Origin of the sequence: Acidovorax sp. Root402 (assembly GCF_001425125.1) — a bacterium.
Taxonomy (GTDB): domain Bacteria; phylum Pseudomonadota; class Gammaproteobacteria; order Burkholderiales; family Burkholderiaceae_C; genus Acidovorax; species Acidovorax delafieldii.
This window is the reverse complement of record NZ_LMDQ01000014.1, coordinates 488,566-512,926: the sequence shown is the minus strand read 5'-3', so window position 1 is coordinate 512,926 and position 24,361 is coordinate 488,566. Positions and strand designations below refer to the sequence as shown.

Sequence of the window (24,361 nt, the reverse complement as noted above, 5' to 3'; positions counted from 1 at the left end):
GCCTGCATGTTTGTTCATTTGCGCCTGCACACCGAGTTCTCCGTCGTTGACGGTACCAATCGCATCGACGAGGTGGCCAAAGCGGCCGCCAAGGACGGCCAGCCCGCTCTGGCCATCACCGATCTCAATAACCTCTTCGGGGCGATCAAGTTCTACAAGGAAGCGCGAGGTAAAGGTGTCAAGCCCATCTTGGGTGCAGAAATCTTTCTTGAAGGCGAGGCGGGAGGTATCCCATCGCGCCTTATCCTCCTGGTGCAGAGTCGCCAGGGGTATCTGAATCTGTCGGAGTTGCTGGCCCGGGCCTGGACGCGCAATATCGTCAAGAACCTGGCGCTGAGCACTTGGACGTGGCTGGAAGAGCTGTCAGAGGGATTGATTGCCCTTTCTGGCGCGCAGGCGGGCCCGGTAGGGCAAGCGCTGATGAAGGGGGATGAGTCAGGTGCCGCTGACGTTGCGTTGCGCTTGGCGGGCATTTTTCCGCACCGGTTTTACGTCGAGCTGCAACGGGCCGGCCGAAACGACGATGAAGCCCATGTGGTGGCCGCCGCTCAGCTTGCTGCCCGGTTGAACCTGCCGGTGGTGGCGACCCACCCCGTTCAGTTTGCCGAGCCGGATGATTACGAGGCCCACGAGGCGCGTATCTGTATCGCCGAGGGGGAAATCCTGGCAAACCCTCGTCGTGTCCGCAAGTTCACCCGCGACCAGTATTTCAAGTCCTCGGCGGAGATGGAGGCCTTGTTTGCCGACCTGCCATCGGCCATCGCCAACACGGTCGAGATTGCACAACGCTGCAACCTGACCCTGGTGCTGGGCAAGCCGCAGCTCCCGGATTTTCCGACGCCCAACGGCATGCCCATCGACGAGTATTTCCGCTACGCGTCTTTCGAAGGGCTGGAGGAGCGCCTGAAACATCTTTTTCCTAACGAAGCTGAGAGGGACAAGGAGCGCCCGCGCTATGTCGAGCGCCTGGAGTTCGAGCTGGGCACCATCCTCAAGATGGGGTTCCCGGGCTACTTTCTGATCGTGGGTGATTTCATCCAGTGGGCGAAGCAGAACGGCTGCCCAGTGGGGCCCGGCCGTGGCTCCGGCGCCGGTTCGCTGGTCGCTTATGCGCTAAAGATCACTGACCTGGACCCGCTGCAATACAACCTGCTGTTCGAGCGATTCCTGAACCCGGAGCGCGTGTCGATGCCTGACTTCGACATCGACTTCTGCCAATCCAACCGTGACCGGGTGATTGACTACGTCAAGCACAAGTACGGCAAGAACGCCGTGAGCCAGATCGCTACCTTCGGCACAATGGCGGCCAAGGCGGCCATCCGCGACGTGGGCCGGGTCATGGACATGAGCTACACATTTTGTGATGGCATCTCCAAGCTGGTGCCCGGCAAGCCGGGCATGTCCTACACCCTGGCCTATCCGCCTGAGGTGAAAAAGGAAGGCGACAAGAACAACTATGCGCTGGAGCTGGAGCCCATGCTCTACGAGCGCGTGCGCAAGGAAGAAGACGTCAAGACCGTCATCGAGATGGCACAAAAGCTTGAGGGCATGACGCGGAACATCGGCATGCATGCCGGTGGCGTTCTGATCGCGCCTGGCAAGCTCACCGATTTTTGTCCGCTGTACCAGCAGCCGGGCAGCGAATCCGCCGTGAGCCAGTATGACAAGGACGACGTGGAAGCCATCGGCTTGGTGAAGTTCGACTTCTTGGGGCTTGCCACGCTCACCATTCTGGAAATTGCGCGCGAGTTCATCATGAAGCGGCACAAGGGCCAGGAGAATTTTGCGTTCGAGAATATTCCCCTCGACGACGGGCCCACTTATCGGCTGTTCTCTGAGGGTAAGACCGAAGCAGTGTTCCAGTTTGAAAGCCGCGGCATGCAGGGCATGTTGAAAGAGGCGCGGCCCAGTCGGCTGGAAGACCTCATTGCCCTGAATGCGTTGTACCGGCCGGGGCCTATGGACCTGATTCCCAGCTTTGTGAACCGCAAGCATGGCAAGGAGGAGGTCATCTACCCCCACCCGCTGGTAGAGCCGGTGCTGGCCGAGACCTACGGCATCATGGTGTACCAGGAGCAGGTGATGCAGACCGCCCAGGTGCTGGGCGGATATAGCTTGGGCGGCGCCGACATGCTTCGGCGTGCCATGGGGAAAAAGAAGGCCGAGGAAATGGCCGAACACCGCGCCATTTTCCGCAAGGGTGCAGCGGAGAAAGGCATCAGCCAGGAGAAGGCCGACGAGGTGTTCGACCTGATGGAGAAGTTCGCGGGCTATGGCTTCAACAAGTCACACGCGGCTGCTTACTCCCTGCTGGCGTACCACACTGGCTGGCTCAAGGTGCACTACACGGCCGAGTTTTTCTGCGCCAACATGACCGTGGAAATGGACGACACCGACAAGCTCAAGGTGCTGTTCGAGGATGCACACAAGATGGGGCTGTCGTTCGAGCCGCCGGACGTGAATCGGGGCTTTTATCGGTTTGAACCAGTCACCGACAAGATCATTCGTTACGGTCTGGGGGCGGTGAAAGGCACTGGACAGCAGGCGATCGAAGCTATCGTCGCGGCCCGTGAAGGGCGCGGTGAAGGCCCCCAGGGTTCGACCAAAGGGCCCTTCAAAAGTCTGTTTGACTTCTGCGTGCGAGTGGACAAGGCCCGCATGAACAAGCGCACGGTCGAGGCCCTGATCAAGGCGGGTGCCTTTGATTCGATCCATCTCAACCGGGCGGCCCTGGTGGCATCTATTGATCGGGCCTTTGACTTTGCTGCCGCAACGCTGGCCAACGTCAACCAAGGCGGGTTGTTTGACATGATGGGTGACGATGCCCATGGCTCCAGCACCCAGGAGCCCGATCTGGTGGACGCAACGCCCTGGGGTATCAAGGAACGGCTTACGCTGGAAAAAACCGCCGTCGGGTTCTACCTGTCTGGCCATCTTTTTGACGAAGTGGCCACCGAGGTGCGCCGCTTTGTGCGCACCCAGATCGATGAGCTGCTTGACAGCCGTGAGCCCCAGGTACTCGCCGGCATCATCAGCGACTTTCGGGTCATCAACGGGCAACGCGGGAGGCTGGGACTTTTCAAGCTGGACGACAAGTCCGCTGTGATTGAGGCTTCTGCCGATGAGGCGTTGCTCAATACCTACCGCAATCAGCTCAAGGAAGATGAGTTTGTAGTGATGATGGGCCGGCTGCAGCTGGACCACTTCAGTGGCGGTCTGCGCGTCAAGGTGCAGCAGGTGTGGGACCTGGCGGGCGCGCGCTGCCGGTTTGGCAAATACCTGCATGTGACCGTGGGTGATAAAGCTCCAGATGTGCAGCGCTTGGTGCGCGAGTTTCCGCCGTTGCGCGAAGAGGTCGCCGAAGGGGAGTTGGTGCACGGGTTGCGCGTGCGCATGGGCGTGCGCTGCCAGTCGGACGATGCTGCCGCAGTGGCAGAGTTGCAACTGGGCGAAAACGCGCGTTTCTACCCCAGCGATGCTGCGTTGGCGGCATGGACCGCCCAAGTGGGGGCCGGTGCCGCCAATGTGGTGTACGAGTGATTGAGTTCCCTGCAGAAGTTTCTGTAAGCCGTGGGTTGAAAAATACCTGGTCAACAACCAGCTTCTCCTGCAGCGGCACCCTGTTCGGGTCGCTAGAATGATTTTCATGGCAACAAAACCACCTTCACCCCCCACCGCGCCGCCCGTGACCCGGCCTGCGCGGGATGATGGCGGTTCGGTCGTGCTCGAGAGGCGCACCCAGAAGACCCAGCCGCCCCAGATGTACCAGGTGGTCATGCTCAATGACGACTACACCCCCATGGAGTTCGTCATCGTGGTTTTGCAGGAGTTTTTCAGCAAGGACCGTGAACAAGCCACCCAGATCATGTTGAAGATCCATCTCGATGGCAAAGGCGTCTGCGGTGTTTATTCCCGCGATGTGGCTGCCACCAAGGTGGAACAAGTGCTTGACGCCGCCCTCAAGGCGGGCCACCCACTCCAATGTGTCAGTGAACCTGTTGAATAACAGGTTTTTGATCCCGATCTACAGTTATCCCTTCCACGCAAGCACAAAGGAGTTCACATGATTGCCCAGGAACTGGAAGTCAGCTTGCACATGGCCTTTGTTGAGGCCCGTCAGCAGCGCCACGAGTTCATCACCGTGGAGCATCTGTTGCTTGCATTGCTCGATAACCCCAGCGCAGCGGAGGTGCTGCGCGCATGTTCGGCCAATATCGATGATCTGCGTTCATCGCTGGCGAATTTCATAAAAGACAACACCCCCCAGGTCGCAGGTACCGACGAGGTGGACACCCAGCCTACGCTGGGATTCCAGCGCGTGATTCAGCGCGCCATCATGCACGTGCAGTCCACGGGCAACGGCAAAAAAGAGGTGACGGGTGCCAATGTGCTCGTGGCAATTTTTGGCGAAAAGGATTCGCACGCCGTGTACTACCTGCACCAGCAAGGTGTCACGCGCCTGGATGTGGTGAATTTCATCGCCCATGGTATCAAGAAGGGCGAGCCTCCCGAGCCCGCTAAGGCCGAGAATCAGGCCGAGGGCGAAGAGGGCGGTGGTGGTGAGCGTAACGAAAAGGCGTCGCCGCTGGAGCAATTCACCCAGAACCTGAACCAGGCCGCCAAGGATGGCAAGATCGATCCATTGATCGGCCGCCATTACGAGGTCGAGCGCACGATCCAGATTCTGTGCCGTCGCCGCAAAAACAATCCTCTGCTGGTGGGTGAGGCAGGGGTGGGCAAGACTGCGATTGCCGAGGGCCTGGCTTGGCGGATCACGCAAAACGATGTGCCCGAGATCCTGGCCGAGGCAACTGTGTACTCCCTGGACATGGGTGCGTTGCTTGCGGGCACCAAGTACCGTGGCGACTTCGAGCAGCGCCTCAAGGGCGTGCTCAAGTCGCTCAAGGATAAGCCCAACGCCATCCTTTTCATCGACGAGATCCACACCTTGATCGGTGCGGGTGCGGCCTCGGGCGGCACGCTCGATGCCTCCAACCTGCTGAAGCCGGCGCTGTCCAGTGGCCAGCTCAAGTGCATCGGTGCGACCACTTTCACGGAGTACCGGGGGATCTTCGAGAAAGATGCTGCCTTGTCTCGCCGCTTCCAAAAGGTGGACGTGGTGGAGCCCAGCGTGGCCGAAACCATCGACATCCTGAAGGGGCTGAAGTCTCGTTTTGAAGAGCATCACAGCGTGAAGTACGCTGCAGCTGCCCTGCAGGCTGCGGCAGAACTGAGCGCCAAGTACATCAACGACCGCCACCTGCCCGACAAGGCAATCGACGTCATCGATGAAGCCGGTGCGGCCCAGCGCATCATGGTGCCGAGCAAGCGCAAGAAGACCATCGGCAAGGCCGAGATCGAAGAGATCGTGGCCAAGATCGCACGCATTCCGCCTGCCAACGTGTCCAATGACGACCGCGGCAAGTTGCAGACGCTGGAGCGCGACCTGAAAAGCGTGGTGTTCGGCCAGGACAAGGCATTGGAAGTGCTTGCCAGTGCCGTCAAGATGGCGCGTTCTGGCCTGGGCAAGGGCGACAAGCCGATCGGCTCGTTCCTGTTCAGCGGTCCCACCGGCGTCGGCAAGACCGAAGCGGCCAAGCAGCTTGCCTACATCATGGGCATCGAGCTGATCCGTTTTGACATGTCCGAGTACATGGAGCGCCATGCCGTGAGCCGCCTGATTGGCGCGCCTCCAGGTTATGTCGGTTTCGACCAAGGTGGTCTGCTGACGGAAGCCATCACGAAGAAGCCGCACGCGGTGCTGCTGCTCGATGAGATCGAGAAAGCACATCCGGACATCTTCAACGTGCTGCTGCAGGTCATGGACCACGGCACTCTGACGGATAACAACGGTCGCAAGGCCGACTTCCGTAACGTGCTCATCATCATGACCACGAACGCCGGCGCCGAGACCATGAACAAGGCGACCATTGGCTTTACCAACCCGCGGCAGGCGGGCGATGAAATGGGTGATATCAAGCGCCTGTTCACGCCTGAGTTCCGCAACCGGCTGGATGCCATCGTCAACTTCAAGGCACTCGATGAACAGATCATCCTGCGCGTGGTGGACAAGTTCCTGCTGCAGCTGGAGACGCAGTTGGCCGAGAAGAAGGTGGAGGTCACCTTCACCGATGCCCTGCGCAAGCACCTGGCCAAGAAGGGGTTTGATCCGCTGATGGGCGCACGCCCTATGCAGCGCCTGATCCAGGACACCATCCGCCGCGCCTTGGCCGACGAGTTGCTGTTTGGCCGCCTGACAGAAGGGGGACGCCTGACCGTGGATATCGACATGAAGAAGGACGACAAGGGTGTGGAAACACCCGACGTGCTGCTGGATATCCAGCCTTTGCCGAAGAAGGAGCGTTCGGCGAAGTCCGAGCCTGCAGAGCCTGAAGAGGCGACGGCCGACTGACCTCGGGTTCCTCGCAGATCCACGAAAAGCCCACGGTTCACGCCGTGGGCTTTTTCATTGGCGATGGCCGCTGGGGCCCACACACCCGCAGAGGCGGTGTAGAAGTATTTTTTAGCGTGATGGCGTGCGCGCGACCGGCGCGCCAGCGCGCCCTGCCTTGACCGGTTGTGTAGCTTGAGCAAGCAAGGGCGCACACTGCGCGTCGTCGTCAGCTCCGGGTACCGTTACAGGTAACAATGCCAAGGCTGCGGGCGCGGCCACCGCAGCGGCAATGGCTGCCCCGGCGCGCAACAGCAGGGGGCCTGGTTCTGCGCCCACATCGGGTTTGCCCAGCGTGCCGCGCACGTACAGCGGAGTGCGCAGCGAGAAGAACTTCCACTCCAGCGACGCTGGTTTCACGCTCAGGTTCAGGCGTTCCTCTGCCATGTCGATGGTGCCCGTGACATCCACCACCGCCTCGTTGGTGCTCAGCTTGGCGGTGCGGACCGTGGCAAGGCCTTCGCGCACCGCCAGATCTGCCACCGCGCAACGCAGTTGCACTTCTTTGTTGTCGCCAAACAGTTTGCCCACCACGATGCTGCCCACGTTGAGTGCAGCGCGGTCCAGTAGTTCGCGGCTCAGAGTGCCATCGCGCACATACAGGCGGGCCTCGCCGCTGCTGCTGCCAAGCCACTGCGCTACGGAATTCCCCTGGCCATTCAGCGCCATGGCGCCATCGAGTCGCCCCAGGCTTTTTTGGGTCAGTTCCACCTCGGGAAACAGCGCAGCGAGCCGTAGGTTTTGCACGCGGGTGTCCATGTGTACCGTCAGCGGTCTTTTGCGGCTGTCCAGCACCAGTTTGGATTCAATCTGGCCTTTGGCCACACCAAAATGCAAGGGTTCCAGGCGCAGCACGGCATCGTCCAAAACGGCATGCACGCTAAGGTCCTCCAGCGGCAGGCTGTTGGGTCGGATCACACGCTGCCCCGCAAACTTGAGATCCATATCCATGGTGCTCCAGCGATCGGTGGCAAATGCAGCGTTGGGCAGTACCTTGCCATTGCGGCCAGGCTGGGCAGTCGCCGTGGTGGCTGTACCGAGCACTGGTCCCAGGTCCACCAGGCGCAACTGATTGGATGTGATGGCGCCTGAAAGTTTGCCGCGTGGCGCAGCCGACACGAAGCGCAGATTGCCGTGCAGATCGCTCTGGCCTACCGTACCAGTGAAGTCACGGTAGTCCCATACAGCACGGCCTGGTTGCAGACTGCCCTGCAATCGTCCCTGGGTCTGAAATGCGGGCGTATTGGGCAGGACAAGACCCGTGAGTGCATACAGGTCTGCCATGCTGGCGCCTTTGAGCATGACTTGGAAATCCATCCCTGACAGCGCACCAGGGTTTGCCAGAATGCCCCGAACGGCTGTTTCTACGCTGCCCGCCTTGGCGGTGAATTGCAGGGGGTAGTTCACCTCGTTGTCGCGCAGCGAGAGCACAGAGCCGGCCTGACCCTGACCCTCGATACGCGCCTTGCCCAGCGTGCCCTTGAGGTCGAAGCGCACGCCATAGACTGGGGTGCTAGAGGCACTCGCCGTGCCAGACGCAGGCGATGCAGCATTCCCCGATGCAACGACTGTCTGCCCTTCGCTGAGGGTGTCGACGCGGGCGGTCAGATCAAGGTCTTGCTTGGCGTCGTTATATGCCAAATGCCCCCCGCGAACCGCTAGCTGATAAATGCTGAACGCCCAGCGCGGCGTGGCGTCATCGGGATCCCTCTTGGGGAGCAGCGTCCAATTGTTGCTGCCGTCGCGCAGGCGGGCGAGGGAGATGTCCGGGCCAGACAGCTCCAGGGTATCAATGACCACTTGCCTCGCCAGTAGTGGCCAAAGCTTGAGCGATGCGCGCGCCATCTCGGCGCGTGCCGTGGTTTGGGGCGTTGCGGCTTTGCCAGGACGGGCAAATCCTGGAGGGTCTTGCAAAACCAGCTGGGTTCCCTGCACAGTGATGCCAGGAACCCAGCGGTGCCACCCTTCTTCAAGGGGCTGTGGCCAGTGCCAGGATGCGGATAAATCGCCCTCCACCGCAAACTGTCGTCCGGTTGCCTCGCTGATGGTTTGGTTGATCCAGGGTTTGGAGCGGTTCCAATCCCACTGGCTCAGCGTCACAGCGCCTATCAGCAGCAGTCCTACCATGACTCCCGCTACGCCACAGGCAATGCGGACCCTGCTATGGCCCTGCCTCGGGCGAGGCGTTGAAGTCACTCCCGCTGGTGCCATTGCCGTCGCCGTTGCGCGTGCAGATGTGGTGTGCTGGTCCGTTTGGGGTCTTGTCATAGAGCAGCCATGCTAGCCCGCAGAACGCAAATTTGCGTCGATTGCGTTGGCTAACAGGCCTTTTGGCGTGCTTGTCCTACAGCGCTGCTCTGCATGGGCTTTGTGCTCCACCTGTATGCGCGGGTGAAGCGCTATCCCCGGTCGGGACTGGCGTATCTTGACGCCGACCAACCCCCTAGAATTTGCACGCCATGCACAACCCTCGCCATCCCCATGTATTGCCCGTGCGCGATGGGGTGAGCCCCAGCTGCGTGGTACTGCCAGCGCGAGGGCAGGGCAGCATGCTGGATTTTTTGACAGAGCGGCTGCCGGCCGTATCCCGTGAAGGGTGGCACGAGCGCATGGAGGCGGGTGTCGTGGTGGATGAACGCGGGCAGGCCGTGTTGCCTGATCGGGCTTTTGAGGGAGGTCTGCGCCTTTACTACTATCGAAGTCTTCCCGCCGAGCCCGCCTTGCCGTTCAGTGAAGCGGTGGTGTACCAGGACGAGCATCTGGTGGTGGCAGATAAGCCGCACTTCATGCCGGTAACGCCCTCAGGCCGGTATCTGCATAACACCTTGCTGGTACGCCTCAAACGCCGATTGGGGCTGCCCGAGCTCTCGCCATTGCACCGCATTGACCGTGATACGGCTGGGTTGGTGATGCTGTCAGTGCATCAGGCAACGCGCGGAGCGTATCAGGCGCTGTTCCGCGATCGACAGATCATCAAGCATTACGAGGCCGTTGCGCCGTGGCGCGCCGACCTGACCTTCCCGCGTGACCACCGCAGCCGGTTGGAGGAGAGTCCGCAGTTCTTTCGTATGCAAGAGGTGTCGGGCGAGCCCAATAGCTACACCCATATTCAGGTGCTAGAGGTCGCAGGCGACTGGGCTCGGTACCTGCTGTCGCCCGTCACTGGCAAGCGCCACCAGTTGCGCGTGCATATGGCGGCCCTGGGCCTGCCACTGCGCAACGACCCTTTTTATCCCGTCGTCAACGACCCGCCCGAAGGCGACTACTCGCGGCCACTGCAGCTGCTGGCGCGGTCTCTGGAGTTTGTGGATCCCGTCACTGGGGTGCAAAGGGTTTTTGAAAGCAGACAGGCGCTGAGCCTGCCTTGAACACGCTCGGACCTCGACGCAGACCTGCATGACGACTTCTGTGTCTGCAGCAGCGGGTTGTTGTTGTGGTGAATTTTTGGAAGGGTTTTCCCTATGTCTAAAAAGGCCATTGCACTGGCGATGGTTTTGTTTTTGCGCGACATCGGGTACTTTGGTTCTCCGTATGCACGTTGATGCATAAATTACCAAAAAGCACCAGATGATTCCCTCAAGCTCTCGTCATTCCGTCGCCTTCAAGCTGTCCTTGACGGCTTTGCTCAGTCTGTTGGCGATTTTGTTGGCCACGATGGGCATCGTCAGTACCCTGCTCTGGAAAGACTTCGGTCGCCTCGCGCGTGGTGATGCCATGCAATACGCCGCCCAGGTACGCACTTTGGTCCAGACCTTTGATGAAACGGCGCAAGAGCAGGCCAAGCGCGACTTCACCCTGTTCAAGGCCAATTTTCCAGGTCAATTCACCGTGGCAGAGTCGCCTGGGGCCGATGGAAAGCCCGAGGCTGTGCTGTCTTTCCAGGGGGCCTCCGTCAACGGCGACTTTGAAGTGGTGGACCGATTCTCCAAGGACAGCATGGGTGCCGTGGCCACGATTTTCGCGCGCACCGGCGAGGATTTCATTCGCGTGACCACATCCCTCAAAAAGCAGGATGGCGAGCGCGCTTACAAGACCCTGCTGGACCGTAAGCACCCGGCCTATGCCCTCATGAATGAGGGCAAAACCTATATCGGCCGTGCCAGCCTGTTTGGCCGTGAGTACATGACCGTGTATGAGCCCATCCGCGACGGGACTCGCACCATCGGCATCCTGTTCATTGGCTCCGACATGGGTGCCATTCTGGGCAAGCTCGACACCGTGATGGCGGGACAAAAATTGTTTACCTCGGGTGCTGTGTTTGCCGTCAATCTCTCATCGGGCCCTGCTCGGGGCAGTGTTTTCGGGTTGCCCGGCGCTGGCAAGTCCCTGAAGTTGGAAGACAAGGACGACAACGCCAAGGCTTGGCTGGCGTCGTTGGCTGCGGTCCAGTCCTCTGGCGATCTGGAGTCCGGTTGGTCGCCCCGTCGCAGCGGTGAGAGTGATACCGCCACCCGCTACGTGGCGGTTGAGCACTACAAACCCTGGAGCTGGGCCATCGTTGCCGAGGCACCTTTGACAGAAATGATGAGTGAGGCGCGCGGCGTGCTCACCTGGCTTTGGCTGGGTGTGGCGGTGGCACTCGCGTTGCTCACAGTGGTGCTGTTGGTGGCTACGCGCAGGCTGGTGGGTGCCCCCGTGCAGCAGCTAAGCACGGCCCTTGGCTATCTGGCGCAGGGGGATCTCACGCACGCGGTGTCCGTCCGCTCGCGCGATGAAATCGGCTCTCTGGCCCAGGCCATGGAAGGCTTTCGCGTCCGGTTGGTGGAAAGTTTGGGAACGGTGCGTACCAGCGCCGACAGCGTATCTGCTGCCAGTACGGAGATTGCACAGGGCAACCAGGACCTGTCGGGGCGTACCGAAAGTCAAGCCAGTGCGTTGGAGCAGACGGCGGCCAGCATGGAGCAGCTGGGCGCCACCATACGCCACAACGCCGACAGCGCAGGCCAAGCCAACCAACTGGCCGTGGGGGCCAGCCGGGTTGCCCAGCAGGGCGGTGAGGTGGTGTCCAAAGTGGTCCGCACGATGCAGGACATCAACAACAGCAGCCAGAGGATTGCCGACATCATTGGCGTGATCGACGGCATTGCCTTTCAGACCAACATCCTGGCACTCAACGCGGCGGTCGAGGCGGCACGCGCGGGTGAACAAGGTCGCGGCTTCGCGGTGGTGGCCGCCGAGGTGCGCAATCTGGCCCAGCGCACGGCAGCTGAAGCCAAGGCCATCAAGGAGCTGATTGGCGCCAGCAGCGCCATGGTGCAACAGGGCTCGGTGCTGGCCGATCAGGCGGGCGCCACGATGCAGGAAGTCGTCAGCTCTATCCAGCGCGTGGCCGACATGGTCTCTGAAATCAGCGCGGCCAGTAGCGAGCAGACCGCCGGAGTTGGCCAGGTGGGTGAGGCTGTCACACAGCTCGACCAGACCACGCAGCAGAACGCGGCGCTGGTGGAGGAAATGGCTGCGGCTGCCAGCAGCCTGCGCACGCAGGCGCAGCAGATGGTTGAGGCCATTGCGCGGTTCAACCTGGGCCAGGATGCGACAACGGCGCGTATGCCTGTGTCCGCATCGGACCGTGCCGTGCCAAAGCTCGGCGGCTAGAGAGCATCGACAGAAAGACATCAGCCCATGAAAAAACCTGCCAGGCATTGCTGCCTGGCAGGTTTTATTGATTTGGAGCGGGTGAAGGGAATCGAACCCTCGTATGAAGCTTGGGAAGCTGCCGTTCTACCATTGAACTACACCCGCAATTCGCAACCCGTTGATTTCAAACGGAAAGTTGCGGTAAGTGCTTGATTTTACAGCCGGATTTTCTGTGATGCGGCTTTCGATGTTCCCTACATCTGCCCTCATTCACCCCGCGCTGCATATACTCCCGGTGTAGTTTAAGTGTAGTTTCTGGTGGGCCGAAACCTACACTACGCTGCACGGGGCGCACTCACAGGTGGGGAGTATATGGTTTTTGATGCAAGGGCCGCGAAAGCGCTGCAGCCGGGCGATGCGATGGCTGTGCCTGGTTGCCCCGGCTTGCGGCTGCTGGCCACTAAAAACCTCAAGACCTGGACGTACCGTTACAAGGCGCCGGATGGCAAGCTGCGCCAAGTGGCCATTGGGCCGTGGCCTGCGTTGACGCTGCATGACGCCATGGCCAAGTGGATGGAGCTACGGGGCCAGAAGTCTGCGGGCGTTGACCCGGTGGCTCAGCGCAAGGCCCTGCGCGCAGCTGCAAAAGCTACACCGGCCGCGTCGAAAAGCTACACCGTGGCCATGCTGGTGGAGGACTACGTGAAGGGGCACCTGCTGGTGAGTCGCAAGGCTGCCGGCGCAGAGGCGGCGCGCAAGGCGCTGGACCGGCTGATCGAACAAGAACCCGAGCTGGCGGCAGCGGATGCCAACCTGGTGACGCGCGCGCAGTGCTTTAACGTGCTGGAAGCGCGCAAGGCCACGCCCATGGCCACGGCCAAATTGCGGTCGATGCTGGGCTCTGCCTGGGAATACGCGCTCGATGCTGGGCGGCTGGACGGCAACACGCCCAACTGGTGGCGCCAGGTGATGAAGGGCCGCCTCAAAAGCAAGGGCAAGGTGATGGCAGGCAAGCACGTGGGTCAGCGTCGGCGGGCGCTGCGCGATGACGAAGTGCGCGCGCTGCTGGCCTGGCTGGGCAACATGCACCAGGTGGGCCAGGATGCCGTGGTCATGTACCTGTGGACGTGCGCGCGGGGCAGCGAAATATTCGGACTGCGGCCCGAGCAGCTGGCGGTGGAGGGTCGCGGCGAGGATGCCGTGCTGTGGTGGACCATCCCCAAAGAGCAGACCAAAAACGCCAGGTACGCTGATGCAGTGGATCTGCGCGTGCCGCTGTGGGGCAGGGTGCGCCAGGTGGTGGAGCGGCGCCTGGCCAGCGTGGGTCAATCGGGCTACCTGTTTGAAGACACAAGGGGCAAGCCGTACACCCAGCATGCATTCAGCACCTATGTGTACGACCTGCAGCCCTACAGCCCCAAAGCAAAACGCCGGGGCAACCCGGCGCTGCAATTGCCTGTGACCGACTGGACGCCCCACAACCTACGGCGCACCGGCCGCACCATGCTGGCAGCGCTGGGCTGCCCGGCAGAGATTGCAGAGGCCATCGTGGGCCACATGCCCGAAGAGATCGAGGCCACGTACAACGTACACACCTACGACCAGGAGCGGCTTGTGTGGCTGCGGCGGTTGAGTGATCACTTGGAATCGCTCGCATCATCTGGCGCGCCTGCGCGGCCGTAGCCAGAGTTGCGCGCGGGCTTGAGGTCCGACACGGGCAGGCTGCGGCCCCAGTCTTCCAGCTCTTCCACCAGCCAGGCGCTGCGGCCTGCGGACAGCTTGCGCGGCTTGGGTGCCAAGCCCTTGGATGCCATTTTTTCCAGCTGGGTGGATGACAGCGAAAGGAATGCGGCAGCGGCCTCGCGGTCGAGGTACAGGGGTTTGATGGTGACGGTGGTACTCATGCAGTGAGCCCTTCAGGCGGCCGTCAGGGCCAGGTCGGTTTCGGAGAGTCGCGCCACGTTGCCGCCAGTGCTGGTGGTGCGGGCCTTGATGTGGTTGACGATCCTGTGCAGCTCGCCAGCGCTGATCTGTTGGAGCTGGTATTCGTGCAGGTCCACTGCGGTGGCAAGTGCGTCCAGCTCCTGAAAGTGAAGGGCGGTCTGCCGCCATGCACCCGAGGTGAGGGCGCGGGCCTCGATGGCCTTGCAGGCCTGCAGAGCGCTGGTGATGTGGTCTGCCAGGCCACGCACGATGCCGCTGTGCTCGATGCCCTGGGCAATGAGCATGGTGGACCGCAGCACCTCGAATTGCAGTTGAGTGGAGACGCCCTCGCGCACGAATTTGAGGCATTGGCGCACGGGTGTCATCACTTCGGCTATCTCGGCCTGGGTGAGCTTGGTGGCGGTCATGAGGGCCAGCATGAGCGGGTTGGCGCTGATGCGGGCCAATCGGGGCTTCTTGCGGCCGTGCGTCATGCCAGCGCCTCCAGATCCTCAGCAAAGAAAGTGCCACGCTCGGCGTGTGCCGGTGGCTTGTTGGACTCGCGGGCCTTGATGCTGGCGCCTTTCACGCCGATGACGGTGACCGTGCGGCCGCGCCAGCTCACAGCGTCGCAGGTGTGTTTGACCATGAGCACCATGCCCGATGTGATCACCAGGGCCTCGCCCCCTGCCACTGTTGCCCCTGTCTCCGCGCCTGCACTGGCCTTGCCACTTGGCGCAGCAGCGGAGTCGGTCGCTGTTGCTTCGGTCCAGCCGTTCGGGAATGGCCACGCGACCGACGGACCTACTGGCGCGGCGCTGTTGCTGGGCGCGGCGTCACCCGCGTCACCGCCCGCAGGAGCGGGGGCGCCTTCGTTGCCATGCGCCGCAGGCGCCTGGTCCTGGTTCCCTTCGGCCTCGGTCAGCGCAGCGGCGATCTGCGCAGCCGCCTCGGCCTTCGTGGTCTTGGGCGCGGTAGCGCGGGCTTGCGCAGCGGGGGTGGTTTTGCCCTTGGCCCCTTTAGTCTTGTCTCCCGCGCGCGTAGTAGTAGCTTGCGCAGCGGGGTTAGGGGTAGAAGCGGTTTTCGGGGCTGCAGCTTTGACGGGCTTGGGCAGGTGTTCGTCTCGGGCCTTGGCCTTGATCTCCTCGATCACCTCGTCCAGACGGTCTTTGAACACGTTGCCCGCGACCAGCATCAAGCCTTCGTTCTTTGGCCGGTTAAAGGCGTAGTGGCTCGCGCCGCTGTCACGCTGCATGATGATGAGCAGCTGCAGCCAGTCGGGGCTTTCCGTGGTCTTGGCAAAGTCGATCAGGGCACTGTGAGCGCCGACCCGGCCCAAGCCCAGCACGTCAGCAATGGCCGTTGCGTCGTCGGTACTCAGGCTGTTCACCTCGCGGGTGACCAGGTAGCGGTGCACGTCCAGGTTGAACACTAGTGGGCTTTCCTTGTTCAGCACCTGCCAGGTGCGATCCAGCAGGCCATCGCGCCACGCCTGTTCGTACTTGGCCTTGGCTTTTTCCAGCGCCTTGGCCTTCTTGTTGTCGGCAAACTCTTTGACCTCGGCTGCGACCTCTTTGGTGGCCTGGGCTTGGCCCTCTACGGTCTTGAGCAGGCGCAGCACAACCTCGTTAGGCAGAGCGTCGAGGAACTCGCCCTTCTTGCGCGGGTTCTCGATCTTGGTGGGCTTGATGCCCTCGGCCAGCATCTGCTTGCCGATGATCTTGCGCAGGGGTTGGTCGGTGGGGCTGTCGTTTCTGTCGTCCAGGCGCTTGTAGCCCTTGAGCTTGTGGTCATAGTGGTTCAGGCGCAGCTCTTCGGCCTCTTTGCCTGCGATGACGGTCTGGCCTGCGGCCGCAGCCTTAGCCACCACGGCTTTGTCGTGTGCGGCTTCTTTGACGTGGAAGCATTTGGGGTCTGTGCACACGTCTGCACTCTTCACATCGGCGAAAAGTTCAGGCTGGGCGCCGGTGCGCTTGCTGCACTCTATGCAGCTGCCCGCGTTGGGCACCAGGGATGCATCGGTGATGGTGAACCGGGCGTCCTTCAGCGCCAGCATGTAGTTGTTTTGTACGTGCTCAAAGCACTGGCGATAGCTGGGCACGTCGGGCCCGTAGTAGCCATCACGGCCGGTGCAATAGTTCAGTGCCTTGATCTGCAGCGACTCATCGGGGATGCGGGCGATCAACAGACCCTTGCTGAAGTCAATCTTGCCGTCGCGCAGGGCCTCGCGGCCCTTGTGGCACAGATCCAGCACCTTAAGGCGGGCGTAGACGTAGCTGCGGCTTTTGCCGATCTTGGCGCCCACCTGGTCGGCGTTGAGGTTGCCGGTGCGCATCAGCACTTCGTAGCCCTCGGCCTCTTCCAGCTCGGTGACGTCTTCGCGCTGCAGGTTCTCGATGACCTGGGCCTCTAGCGCTTCGGTGTCGGACATGGGGCGAACCATGGCGGGGATCTCTGCCAGGCCTGCGAGCTGGCTGGCGCGCCAGCGGCGTTCGCCCGCGATCAGCTCGAACTCGGGGGCGGGGCGCTTGTTGGCGCGGGCCTCGCGGTGCGTGTCTTCCAGCCGGTGCGCGGGCAGGGGGCGTAGCAGCACGGGCTGGTGCACGCCGCTGGCCTTGATGCTGTCGGCCAGCTCCTGCAGTTTGGCCTGGTCGAATGTCTTGCGCGGGTTGGTGAGGCTGGGGGCGATGCTGTGCACCGGGGTGTGCAGCAGGCGCGGGCCTGCGCCGGGGGTGGGCAGGGCCTGGGTAACGGTGTCGTGTACTGCGGTAGCCATGATGCTCATCCCTTCTTTGCAAAGCTGGTGCGGCTGGGCAGGCTGTACGCGTCGGCGCTGCCTGGGCGGTAGGGGTTGGTGCGCAGCTCGGGGCAGGTGTAGGCGGGGCCGCGCATGGTGCTGTTGCGCACGGGGGTGCAGTCGGTGGCGCGCTCCAGGCGCTCGCTCTTGCGGCGGGCCAGCAGCTCGGCCTGGCTGGCCACGGGGCTGATCAGGGGCTTGCCGTGGGCCGATGTGGTGGTGGTGCCGATAGCCTGCAGGCTTGCCTGGCGCAGCGGTGCGGGCTTGGGGCGCACGATGTGCACGCTGGTTTCGTTGGGCTTGGCCAGCGTGATGCTGTCGGTGCCTCGGGTGGGGCGGGCGCGGGTCATGCTGGCACCTGTGCGGTGGGGTCCAGGGGCAGGCCCATCACGCGGCGGGCCGCGCGGTGCACCTCGGGGCTGACGGCGTAGCCGTATTGGTCGGGGTTGAGCAGGTCTTGCACCAGCTCCATGGCCTTGTCGGTGCCGTGCCAGTAGCGCACGTCGCTGGCGCGGTGGGTGCACAGGTTAAGCAGGTCGGTGGCCAGGGCGTGGCCTGGGGTGAGGCGCTGGCCGGGGATGGGTGCGCCGCCCGTGGTGTACACCATGACGCCGCCGCCTGGCTGGTCGATGATGTGAATGGTGATGGTGTTGGAAGTCATGCGAGATCTGCGCGCTCTGCGCTGGTTTGGTTGGGGTTGATCAGGTCGGCCTCGCACTCCAGGCGCTTGGCTTTGAACTTGGGGTTGATGGCCTGCAGGTCGGCCAGCTGGCCGCGCATGCGGGCAGCAAGGGCGCGCGCTGCGGTGCAGCTGGCGGTGCCGCCGTTGGGGTAGCGGTGTGTGATGCACACGGTTTGGCCGGTGGCGCGGTCTGCAATCTCCAGCTCCACCACGGGCAGGCCGTGGCGGGTGAATCGGTAGACGCTGCTGGTGACCAGGCCGCGTACCCGCAGCGTGATGGCGCTGGTTTGCGTGGGCATGGCGGGCCTCCTTGTCAGCGGGGCAGGTGCTGGTACACCCAGGCGAACACGGTGAGGAACACCGCAGCGCACAGGGCAAACATGCCGATGCGGGCGGCAATGCGCAGACCCTGGTGCCGGGTGCGGCGGGTGCGCAGGCGGATGAGCTGGATGGGGGCGCTCATGGGCGGACCTCCTGGCGTTGGCGGGATGTGCACACCACGCTGGCGGGGTACGAGTCAGGGTAGATCTGCTCGGCCTGCAGGCGGGCTGCACCGGCATTGGGGAACAGGCCGTGGAATGGGTTGTGGCCGGGCACCTTGATGCGGAATTCGTGGAGTGGTGCGGGCTTGTCTGCCTGCACGACGAGCCAGCGACGGTCGCCGTTGAGGGGGGCGAGGAAGTCTGCGGCGCCTGTGGTTTGCACGATGTGCAGGGGGCGGGCGTTCATGCTGCGCCACCTCGGCCATTGACTTCCACCAGGTTGCCAAAGTCGTCCGTTACGGCGGGGTATGCACACTCCCATATGCGGCCTGTGTGGTCCCAGTGGCTGGCCTTCACAAACGTGAGCAAGGGCTCATGGCGCCAGCCATGTTTACGCTGGGTGCGCATGCGGTACCAGCCGGCCTCACAAGTCGAGGCCCATTCAAAGCCGTCGCTGTAAGTCGGCGTGAGCGTGCGATACGACTTGGGTGCGATCGCAAGTGCGCCGTTAACTGGGCCGGTCAGCGCTGTGCGAATGTCGGCAAGCAGTTGGCCCACGTCCTGGTCTTTGTCGTCTTCAAAGCCAGCAATGAAGCGCTCAGCAGCCTTTAGGCTGTGAAGTGGTGTGCACACGTGTGCACCGGGGGTTTGGGTTTGCATTTCGGCCCTCGTTTGGTGAACTTGGGGCGAATTTAAACATGATGTTTATTTATAAGTCAAACATGACGTTTAAAACAAGGCGCAAACAACAAGGCCCGCATTGAGCGGGCCTGTGTGAATGGTGCGGGTCTTTATGACTGCTGAAGGAGGTTCAGCCAGTCCCGTTCCCGCAGGATTCCTATCTGGTGGCCTTCTTCACGCAGCTCCATGGCGCGGAGGATCTTGGTGCCGTAGGAAGTGTTCACCCATTGGGGGGAGATATTCGTCCCGACGATGAGGTAGTGCACCTTTTTGCTAACGGCGGCGACCGGTGTGCATCCAGCCTTTTCTGCCAGGCGCTCACATGCGGACCTTGTCCCGTAAACGAATTCGCCGGTGAGGCAGATGCGACTGTTCTGGAGCGGTGTGGCGGCAGTTTCGTCGAAGGGTAGGGCGGCGACCTCGGGCTCGACTGCGCCCGATTCTGCGAAGTCGGAGCCCACCAGTTGCTGCAGTGTTTGCAGAAGGTGGGCGCGCTCTTCTGGAGTGATCACACCGTCCGCCATGGCTTCGGCGAGGTATCTAGCGACGGCAGAGCCGGGCCAGCTTTGTGCAACTTCAGGGTTGGCGCTGATCCAGGTGCTGAGCATCTGAATTTCCATGTCGTGCAGTTGGCCGTCAGCCACGATGCCCGTGATGATGCCGCTGAGCACCTGAGCAGACTTGACGAATTGGCGGTGAGCGAGAACGCTTTGAATGGCTGGTTCCTGGGCCATGGCGCTATTGGTCAGGCGCTGGTGCGCAGTTTTTCAAAGTCCATGGTGTAGAGCACGGGCACGCCTGTGCGGGTGCAGGTCATGGATAGCTCGATATCGGTGTCAACTTGCAGATCCTCGCCGCGCAGCCCCTGCCACATGGCCACATAAAGCAGGTGCCCCACTTTGGTTTTGGTCTTGATGGCGGCCTCAACACCACCTCGAAAGGGAAGCACGGGCAACTCGCCAGCGGTTGCCTTTGCCGCAAGCTCGGGCGAGTCCACACTCTTTGCCAGGCCGGTGATCCATGCATTTATCAAGCCCTTGTCGGGCCCCTCCATACGGACTGCGTAGTCTTCGCTAATTGGAGGCGGGTTGAGCGCTGAGTGCGTGACGATCATGCTGTTGATTTGTGGACCGACTGAATTTTCTTAGTTACAAAGTTCACGGTATACACCCACCCTTGCGCCAAAGTCAGGCGTGTTTGTCAAGTTTGGGCTGCGTGGCTTGTTTCATGCGCGTGATGGCGCCCAGTAACTGGTCTTCGATCTTTTGCCGGTAGTCAGCATCAAGCAGCTTGAAGTATTCGTCGGGTGTGAATGTGCTGAAAGGCCAGGTCTTTGCCACCTGGTAGGTGGATGTCTTATCGTGAATTGCACGCGCAGCGGGCTGTGGCGTCCATGCGCTAGATGCCATCTGCTCCTCACCATACAGAACCCAGTTCGCATCGCAGCCTATGTGCTTTTGGGCTTTGAGCGCGCCGCCTTCAGAGACGCCGCGCGCCTCCCAGTTCTTCATGACTTGGGGCGAAATGTCGAGCAATCGTGCCACCGCAGACTGACCAGTCACGTCCCGCAACTCCCGTGCTGCCGCGTACAGCCTCTCGGTGGTTGAGTGGATTTGTGCCATGGCTGTGATTGTTCCGGCACTAAACACCGCGTTGTTAAACGTGGCGATTTGATTTTTATTAAACGCCATGTTTAAATCGCGGCATGAACGCTCTGCAAAAAGACATCCAGATCATCACCGCCCTGGGTGGACCGTCGAAGGTGGCTGAACTGTTGCACCTGCCTAAAAAGGGCGGGCAACAGCGTGTGCAGAACTGGCTGGCGCGGGGTATTCCGGCGCACGTCAAGGTCGAGAGGCCCGACCTGTTCATGCCGGAGCTTGTGCAAGCGTCTGCCGCTCCGTCTGCGCACGGGGCTGCACATGCCTAGCGATTCACTTTCTGCGCCCACCACGCCCCAGGCCGCACCGCCGGGGACCGACTCCTTACCCCTTCCATGGTGTGCCGCGCGCGGGCAGGTGCGCGGCGCTTTGTGCGGCTGCGTGGTGGTGCGCTTTTCTTTTCTCGTTGTCATGGCCCGCAGTGTCTTGCTGCGCGGCCGTGTGTGTCTGTAGCGTTTTGACAGGTGGAGCAGATGGACGTTCTTGATTCCGTTCGGCGCGCGGTGCGCCATTACCCTGGTGGCGTGGAGGCTGTAGCGGCCCGCCTGGGCAAGTCGCCCAGCACGCTGGAGAAGGAACTGCGCGCTGCGCCCCAGTACAAGCTGGGGGCGGTGGATGCCGCCGAGATTGCCGCCATGTGCGTGGAGCTGGGCAGCGCCCACGGGGTGGACTACCCCACGCGGGTGGCCGAGGCGGTGGGGGGCATGCTGGTGCTGCTGCCCCGTGGCAATGCCGATGGCGATGCCGTTACTGGGCAGGCCCTGGCGCAGCTGATGCGCGAGTTTGCCGACCTGGTGACTGCGGCGACCAGCGCTGATGCGGATGGCCAGATCAGCAAGAACGAGATTGACGATGTGCGCGCCAAGTGGGCGGCGCTGGTGGCCGATGGGCAGGGCCTGATGCGCCACCTGGACGCGAAGCACCAGCGCACCATGGAGCGCTGGAATTCGCCAGCTGCGGGCAAGGGTGGTGCTGCATGAGACCCGCCGGTGAAGTGCGCCAGGCGCTGTTCAATGCCTGCTGCGAGCTGGCGACTGTGGAGCGTGGCCCCACGCTGAAGGAGATTGCGGCCCGCGCCTGTGTAGGCCTGCAGGCCGCGCGCAACACGCTGCCAAACATGGTGCGTGCCAAGCAGCTGCGCAGCCCACGCGCGCGGCAGGTGGACTACCGCAACAAGCCGGTGGCTGAGTATGTGCCTGCTGCCCTGGTAGATGACCAGGGTGAGGGCTTTGTTGACTTGAGCGCAGTGCTGCGGGCATGGGGCGGCTGACACCCTATGACCTTTGCACTGAACGCCGCTGGCGGTGGAGACGCTGGCTTCTGTGACTTTTGCGATGGGGTGCGTGAATGAGCGGCGCCCCATTGCCCCCGATTCAATTTGCTGCCCTGGCCGAGGCGCTGTTGACCAGCGCGGACCGGCTCGTGCCCCTATGGTTGCCTGATGGCGAACGCCGGGGGCATGAGTTTGTTTGCGGGTCGCTGAGTGGTGGCAAGGGCAGCAGCTGCAGCGTGAACCTGGTCAACGGCCGCTGGGGCGACTTTGCTAGTGATGAGCAGGGCGGCGACCTGTTGAGCCTGTATGCGGCCATCCATGGCCTGAGCATGGCGAAGGCTGCTGTGCGGGTTGCGCGCGAAGAAGGGCTGGAGAGCGTGGCCGGGCTGGTGATGGTGCCTGCTGGTGGCACGCCACCACCACCTGCGCCGCCCAGGCCTGCGCCGCCGCCCAAGCCCAAGGCAGAGCCCGAGAGCTGGGTCACGGTGGTGCCGGTGCCTGCGAATGCGGTGGCGCCCACTTTCAAGCACTACCACCGCCAGCCGGATGACCTGGAGCACAAGGCGACTTACCGCGTGGGCGATGCGCTGCATGGGTTTGTGGTGCGGTTTCGCACGTCTGACGGCGGCAAGGACACGCTGCCCTACACCTGGTGCCAGAGCGCCCGCGACGGTGCGGCCAAGTGGCACTGGCGGCAGTGGGACGAACCTCGGCCGCTCTTCCTGCCTGGTGGCACGCTGCCGGGTGAGCGCACGGTGGTGCTGGTGGAGGGCGAGCGCAAGGGCGAGTGCCTGCAGGCGCTGCTGGATATGGGCGCGCCGGGCGTGTATTGCGTGGCCAGCTGGCCCGGCGGCAGCAAGGCGTGGCAGAAGGCCGACTGGGCCTGGCTGCAGGGCTGCACGGTGCTGGCCTGGCCGGACTGCGATGCCAAGCATGAACCCCTGACTGCTGCCGAGCGCAAGGCGACGCCTGACAAGGCCGCGCAGCTGGTCATTCAGCAAGCCAAGCCGCTGCTGCCCCTGCACAAGCAGCCGGGCATGGCCGCGATGCTGGGCATTGGCGCGCTGTTGAGGGATGCGCACGGCTGCACGGTGCAGCTGCTGCCCATCCCTGCCCCTGGTGATGTGCCTGATGGTTGGGATGCGCGCGATGCCATCGAGACAGACGGCTGGGACTTTGCGCGCGTGCAGGCGTTCTTTGCGCAGGCGTATGCATTGCCGCAGGACGTGAGCGCACCGGAGCCAGCGGCAGGAAAAAAAATCGATGGCCTCGTTGGCACCGGGAGCGGTGGTAACGGCGGGGATGGCGGGAGCGGGGGCCCTGGCGGTAGCGCGGCCCTGGGGGATGACGATGACGACGATGCGGGCATGACGCGCATCGGCGCGTACATGGTGCCCGACTGGCTGGTGCCGTACTACGACAAGGCCAACAAGCGCTGGCTGGCCAGCCGCAAGATGGTGATTCTGATCCTGGAGCGCGACCCGGCGCTGCGTGATGTGCTGGCCTACAACGAGCTGAGCAACAACGTGCAGGCCCGCGTGGCGTGGCCCTGGGCCTATGCCAAGGCGGGGGATGTGACCGATGCGGTGGACCTGCTGCTGGGCAAGTACCTGACCGATACCTATGGCCTGCCCAGCATCTCGCGCGCGGCCCTGGCCGAGGCCATCCAGACGGTGGCGCACACGCGGCGGTTTCACCCCATCCGCGAGATGCTGCGGGGCCTGCGGTGGGATCAGAAGAGCCGCATTGATAACTGGCTGGTGCATGTGCTGGGCGAGAGCCCGGACACGCTGAGCAAGCCGATGCTGGAGTACTTGCAGATCGTGGGTCGGTGCTGGCTGCTGGGCATGGTGTACCGGGTGATGGAGCCGGGCTGCAAGTTCGACTACTGCCCGGTGCTGGAGGGCGCGGGCGGGCTGCGCAAGTCCACCCTGGTGGAGGTGCTGGCGGGCAGCGAGTATTTCAGTGACACCCCGTTTGAAGTGGGGCGCGGCAAGGAGGCGCAGGAGCAGGTGCAAGGCCTGTGGCTGTATGAGATTGCCGAGTTGACGCACTTCAGCAAGGCCGAGGTGGGCGCCATCAAGGCGTTTATCAGCAGCAAGGTGGACCGCTACCGGGTGGCCTATGGCGCCACGGTGGGCAGCTTTGCACGGCAGTGCCTGCTGGTGGGCACCACCAACGAAAACACGTATCTGCGCGACCGCACGGGCAACCGGCGGTTCTGGCCCATCCCGGTGCGGCACATCATCAACACCGAGTGGCTGAAGAAGTACCGCGACCAGCTGCTGGCCGAGGCGTTTGCGCTGTACCTGCAGGGGGCTGTGTATACGCCCACCACCGAGCAGGAGCGCAGGCTGTTTGTGCCGATGCAGGAAAGCCGCCTGGTGGAGACAGCGGTGCTGTCCGAGCTGCTGCACGTGTTGACCAGGTCGCCCACGGCGGCGGGCATTGGCGCGGTGGTCAACGACCTGACGGAATTCGTGACCATTGCGCAGCTCACCCTGGCTCTGGGCGTGGATGCGGCGAAGAGCACGCCCGCGCTGGAGGGGCAGATCCGCAGCTGGCTGGACCATGAGGGCTGGGAGCGGGCCAAGAAACAGATCAACGGGGCCAGGGCCTGGGGTTATGTGCGCCCCAAGAACTGGCCGCCGCAGGACAAGGACGATGGGCTGGATGCGGGCATGTTGCCGCCCGATGCGCCCACGCCACCGGCACCGCTGGCCCCGCCGCCAGCGTCGAGCCCATACACACAGGAAGGTGACGATGCGCCGTTTTGAGCAAAAGCTCACGGCGCTTGAATCGCGCCGTGCCGCAAACGCTGGGGGAGGCGTGAT

General features: G+C 62.7%; 23 protein-coding genes and 1 tRNA gene. 10 read left to right on the top strand and 14 right to left on the bottom strand.

What is annotated here, in order from left to right; genetic code table 11:
* Positions 1 to 6 precede the first annotated feature (6 nt).
* From dnaE to clpA, 3 genes are all read left to right on the top strand, one after another.
* Complete coding sequence (gene dnaE / locus ASC83_RS13535; RefSeq protein ID WP_056063362.1) at positions 7 to 3,540, top strand: DNA polymerase III subunit alpha; 3,534 nt, start codon at positions 7 to 9, stop codon at positions 3,538 to 3,540.
* Positions 3,541 to 3,637: 97 nt separating this feature from the next.
* Complete coding sequence (gene clpS / locus ASC83_RS13530) at positions 3,638 to 4,006, top strand: ATP-dependent Clp protease adapter ClpS (RefSeq protein WP_029414237.1); 369 nt, start codon at positions 3,638 to 3,640, stop codon at positions 4,004 to 4,006.
* Between the two features lie 57 nt (positions 4,007 to 4,063).
* Positions 4,064 to 6,412, top strand: coding sequence for an ATP-dependent Clp protease ATP-binding subunit ClpA (gene clpA / locus ASC83_RS13525; RefSeq protein WP_056063359.1), 2,349 nt, complete (start codon positions 4,064 to 4,066; stop codon positions 6,410 to 6,412).
* 111 nt (positions 6,413 to 6,523) lie between these two features.
* Here clpA and ASC83_RS13520 read toward each other — a convergent pair whose 3' ends face one another.
* Positions 6,524 to 8,578, bottom strand: coding sequence for an AsmA family protein (locus ASC83_RS13520; RefSeq protein WP_235509374.1), 2,055 nt, complete (start codon positions 8,576 to 8,578; stop codon positions 6,524 to 6,526).
* Positions 8,579 to 8,910: 332 nt separating this feature from the next.
* Here ASC83_RS13520 and ASC83_RS13515 point away from each other — a divergent pair, with 332 nt between their 5' ends.
* Both ASC83_RS13515 and ASC83_RS13510 read left to right on the top strand, forming a co-directional pair.
* A complete protein-coding gene (locus ASC83_RS13515; RefSeq protein ID WP_056063354.1) occupies positions 8,911 to 9,819 on the top strand; it encodes a pseudouridine synthase in 909 nt (302 codons plus the stop codon).
* A 286-nt stretch (positions 9,820 to 10,105) separates the two neighbouring features.
* Positions 10,106 to 12,046, top strand: a complete 1,941-nt coding sequence (locus tag ASC83_RS13510) for a Cache 3/Cache 2 fusion domain-containing protein (RefSeq protein ID WP_304439366.1) — start codon at positions 10,106 to 10,108, stop codon at positions 12,044 to 12,046.
* 73 nt (positions 12,047 to 12,119) lie between these two features.
* Here the strand turns inward: ASC83_RS13510 and ASC83_RS13505 are convergent.
* A tRNA-Gly gene (locus ASC83_RS13505) sits at positions 12,120 to 12,193 on the bottom strand.
* Between the two features lie 207 nt (positions 12,194 to 12,400).
* On the opposite strand from ASC83_RS13505, the gene ASC83_RS13500 reads away from it, so the two are divergent.
* Positions 12,401 to 13,711 carry an integrase family protein gene (locus tag ASC83_RS13500; protein WP_082522454.1) on the top strand — a complete coding sequence of 437 codons (1,311 nt, stop codon included), beginning with the start codon at positions 12,401 to 12,403 and terminating at the stop codon, positions 13,709 to 13,711.
* Here ASC83_RS13500 and ASC83_RS13495 read toward each other — a convergent pair.
* The 12 genes from ASC83_RS13495 to ASC83_RS23965 all read right to left on the bottom strand — a co-directional run bounded on the left by ASC83_RS13495 (position 13,666) and on the right by ASC83_RS23965 (position 20,284).
* Entirely contained in the window at positions 13,666 to 13,932 is a 267-nt protein-coding gene (locus ASC83_RS13495) for an AlpA family transcriptional regulator (protein ID WP_056063348.1), read from the bottom strand. The genes ASC83_RS13500 and ASC83_RS13495 overlap by 46 nt on opposite strands.
* A 12-nt stretch (positions 13,933 to 13,944) precedes the next feature.
* Positions 13,945 to 14,445: a hypothetical protein gene (locus ASC83_RS13490; protein ID WP_056063345.1), complete on the bottom strand. Its 501-nt coding sequence runs from the start codon at positions 14,443 to 14,445 to the stop codon at positions 13,945 to 13,947.
* The gene (locus ASC83_RS13485) at positions 14,442 to 16,727 is read right to left on the bottom strand and encodes a ParB/RepB/Spo0J family partition protein (RefSeq protein WP_082522498.1); all 2,286 of its coding nucleotides are present in this window, start codon (positions 16,725 to 16,727) and stop codon (positions 14,442 to 14,444) included. Before ASC83_RS13485 ends, ASC83_RS13490 begins: the two co-directional genes overlap by 4 nt.
* A 5-nt stretch (positions 16,728 to 16,732) precedes the next feature.
* Positions 16,733 to 17,098 carry a hypothetical protein gene (locus ASC83_RS13480; protein ID WP_056063341.1) on the bottom strand — a complete coding sequence of 122 codons (366 nt, stop codon included), beginning with the start codon at positions 17,096 to 17,098 and terminating at the stop codon, positions 16,733 to 16,735.
* Positions 17,095 to 17,409: a hypothetical protein gene (locus ASC83_RS13475; protein WP_056063338.1), complete on the bottom strand. Its 315-nt coding sequence runs from the start codon at positions 17,407 to 17,409 to the stop codon at positions 17,095 to 17,097. Before ASC83_RS13475 ends, ASC83_RS13480 begins: the two co-directional genes overlap by 4 nt.
* Positions 17,406 to 17,729 (bottom strand): hypothetical protein, encoded by a 324-nt coding sequence (locus ASC83_RS13470; protein ID WP_056063334.1) that lies wholly within the window; start codon positions 17,727 to 17,729, stop codon positions 17,406 to 17,408. Before ASC83_RS13470 ends, ASC83_RS13475 begins: the two co-directional genes overlap by 4 nt.
* A 14-nt stretch (positions 17,730 to 17,743) precedes the next feature.
* Positions 17,744 to 17,893, bottom strand: a complete 150-nt coding sequence (locus tag ASC83_RS23970) for a hypothetical protein (RefSeq protein WP_156379507.1) — start codon at positions 17,891 to 17,893, stop codon at positions 17,744 to 17,746.
* The gene (locus ASC83_RS13465; protein WP_056063331.1) at positions 17,890 to 18,159 is read right to left on the bottom strand and encodes a hypothetical protein; all 270 of its coding nucleotides are present in this window, start codon (positions 18,157 to 18,159) and stop codon (positions 17,890 to 17,892) included. The genes ASC83_RS23970 and ASC83_RS13465 overlap by 4 nt, the downstream gene beginning before the upstream one ends.
* Entirely contained in the window at positions 18,156 to 18,572 is a 417-nt protein-coding gene (locus ASC83_RS13460; RefSeq protein ID WP_056063328.1) for a hypothetical protein, read from the bottom strand. Before ASC83_RS13460 ends, ASC83_RS13465 begins: the two co-directional genes overlap by 4 nt.
* A 131-nt stretch (positions 18,573 to 18,703) precedes the next feature.
* Positions 18,704 to 19,327: a BRCT domain-containing protein gene (locus ASC83_RS13455; protein ID WP_056063324.1), complete on the bottom strand. Its 624-nt coding sequence runs from the start codon at positions 19,325 to 19,327 to the stop codon at positions 18,704 to 18,706.
* An 11-nt stretch (positions 19,328 to 19,338) separates the two neighbouring features.
* Positions 19,339 to 19,707, bottom strand: a complete 369-nt coding sequence (locus ASC83_RS13450; RefSeq protein WP_156379506.1) for a hypothetical protein — start codon at positions 19,705 to 19,707, stop codon at positions 19,339 to 19,341.
* A gap of 73 nt (positions 19,708 to 19,780) precedes the next feature.
* Positions 19,781 to 20,284 (bottom strand): hypothetical protein, encoded by a 504-nt coding sequence (locus ASC83_RS23965; RefSeq protein ID WP_156379505.1) that lies wholly within the window; start codon positions 20,282 to 20,284, stop codon positions 19,781 to 19,783.
* 14 nt (positions 20,285 to 20,298) lie between these two features.
* Here ASC83_RS23965 and ASC83_RS13440 point away from each other — a divergent pair, with 14 nt between their 5' ends.
* From ASC83_RS13440 to ASC83_RS13425, 4 genes are all read left to right on the top strand, one after another.
* Positions 20,299 to 20,523: a hypothetical protein gene (locus ASC83_RS13440; RefSeq protein WP_056063318.1), complete on the top strand. Its 225-nt coding sequence runs from the start codon at positions 20,299 to 20,301 to the stop codon at positions 20,521 to 20,523.
* 204 nt (positions 20,524 to 20,727) lie between these two features.
* Positions 20,728 to 21,234: a phage regulatory CII family protein gene (locus ASC83_RS13435; protein ID WP_156379504.1), complete on the top strand. Its 507-nt coding sequence runs from the start codon at positions 20,728 to 20,730 to the stop codon at positions 21,232 to 21,234.
* On the top strand, positions 21,231 to 21,524 hold the full coding sequence (locus ASC83_RS13430) for a hypothetical protein (protein WP_056063313.1): 294 nt from the start codon (positions 21,231 to 21,233) through the stop codon (positions 21,522 to 21,524). Before ASC83_RS13435 ends, ASC83_RS13430 begins: the two co-directional genes overlap by 4 nt.
* A 92-nt stretch (positions 21,525 to 21,616) precedes the next feature.
* Positions 21,617 to 24,304: a VapE domain-containing protein gene (locus tag ASC83_RS13425; RefSeq protein ID WP_235509373.1), complete on the top strand. Its 2,688-nt coding sequence runs from the start codon at positions 21,617 to 21,619 to the stop codon at positions 24,302 to 24,304.
* Positions 24,305 to 24,361: the final 57 nt, after the last annotated feature.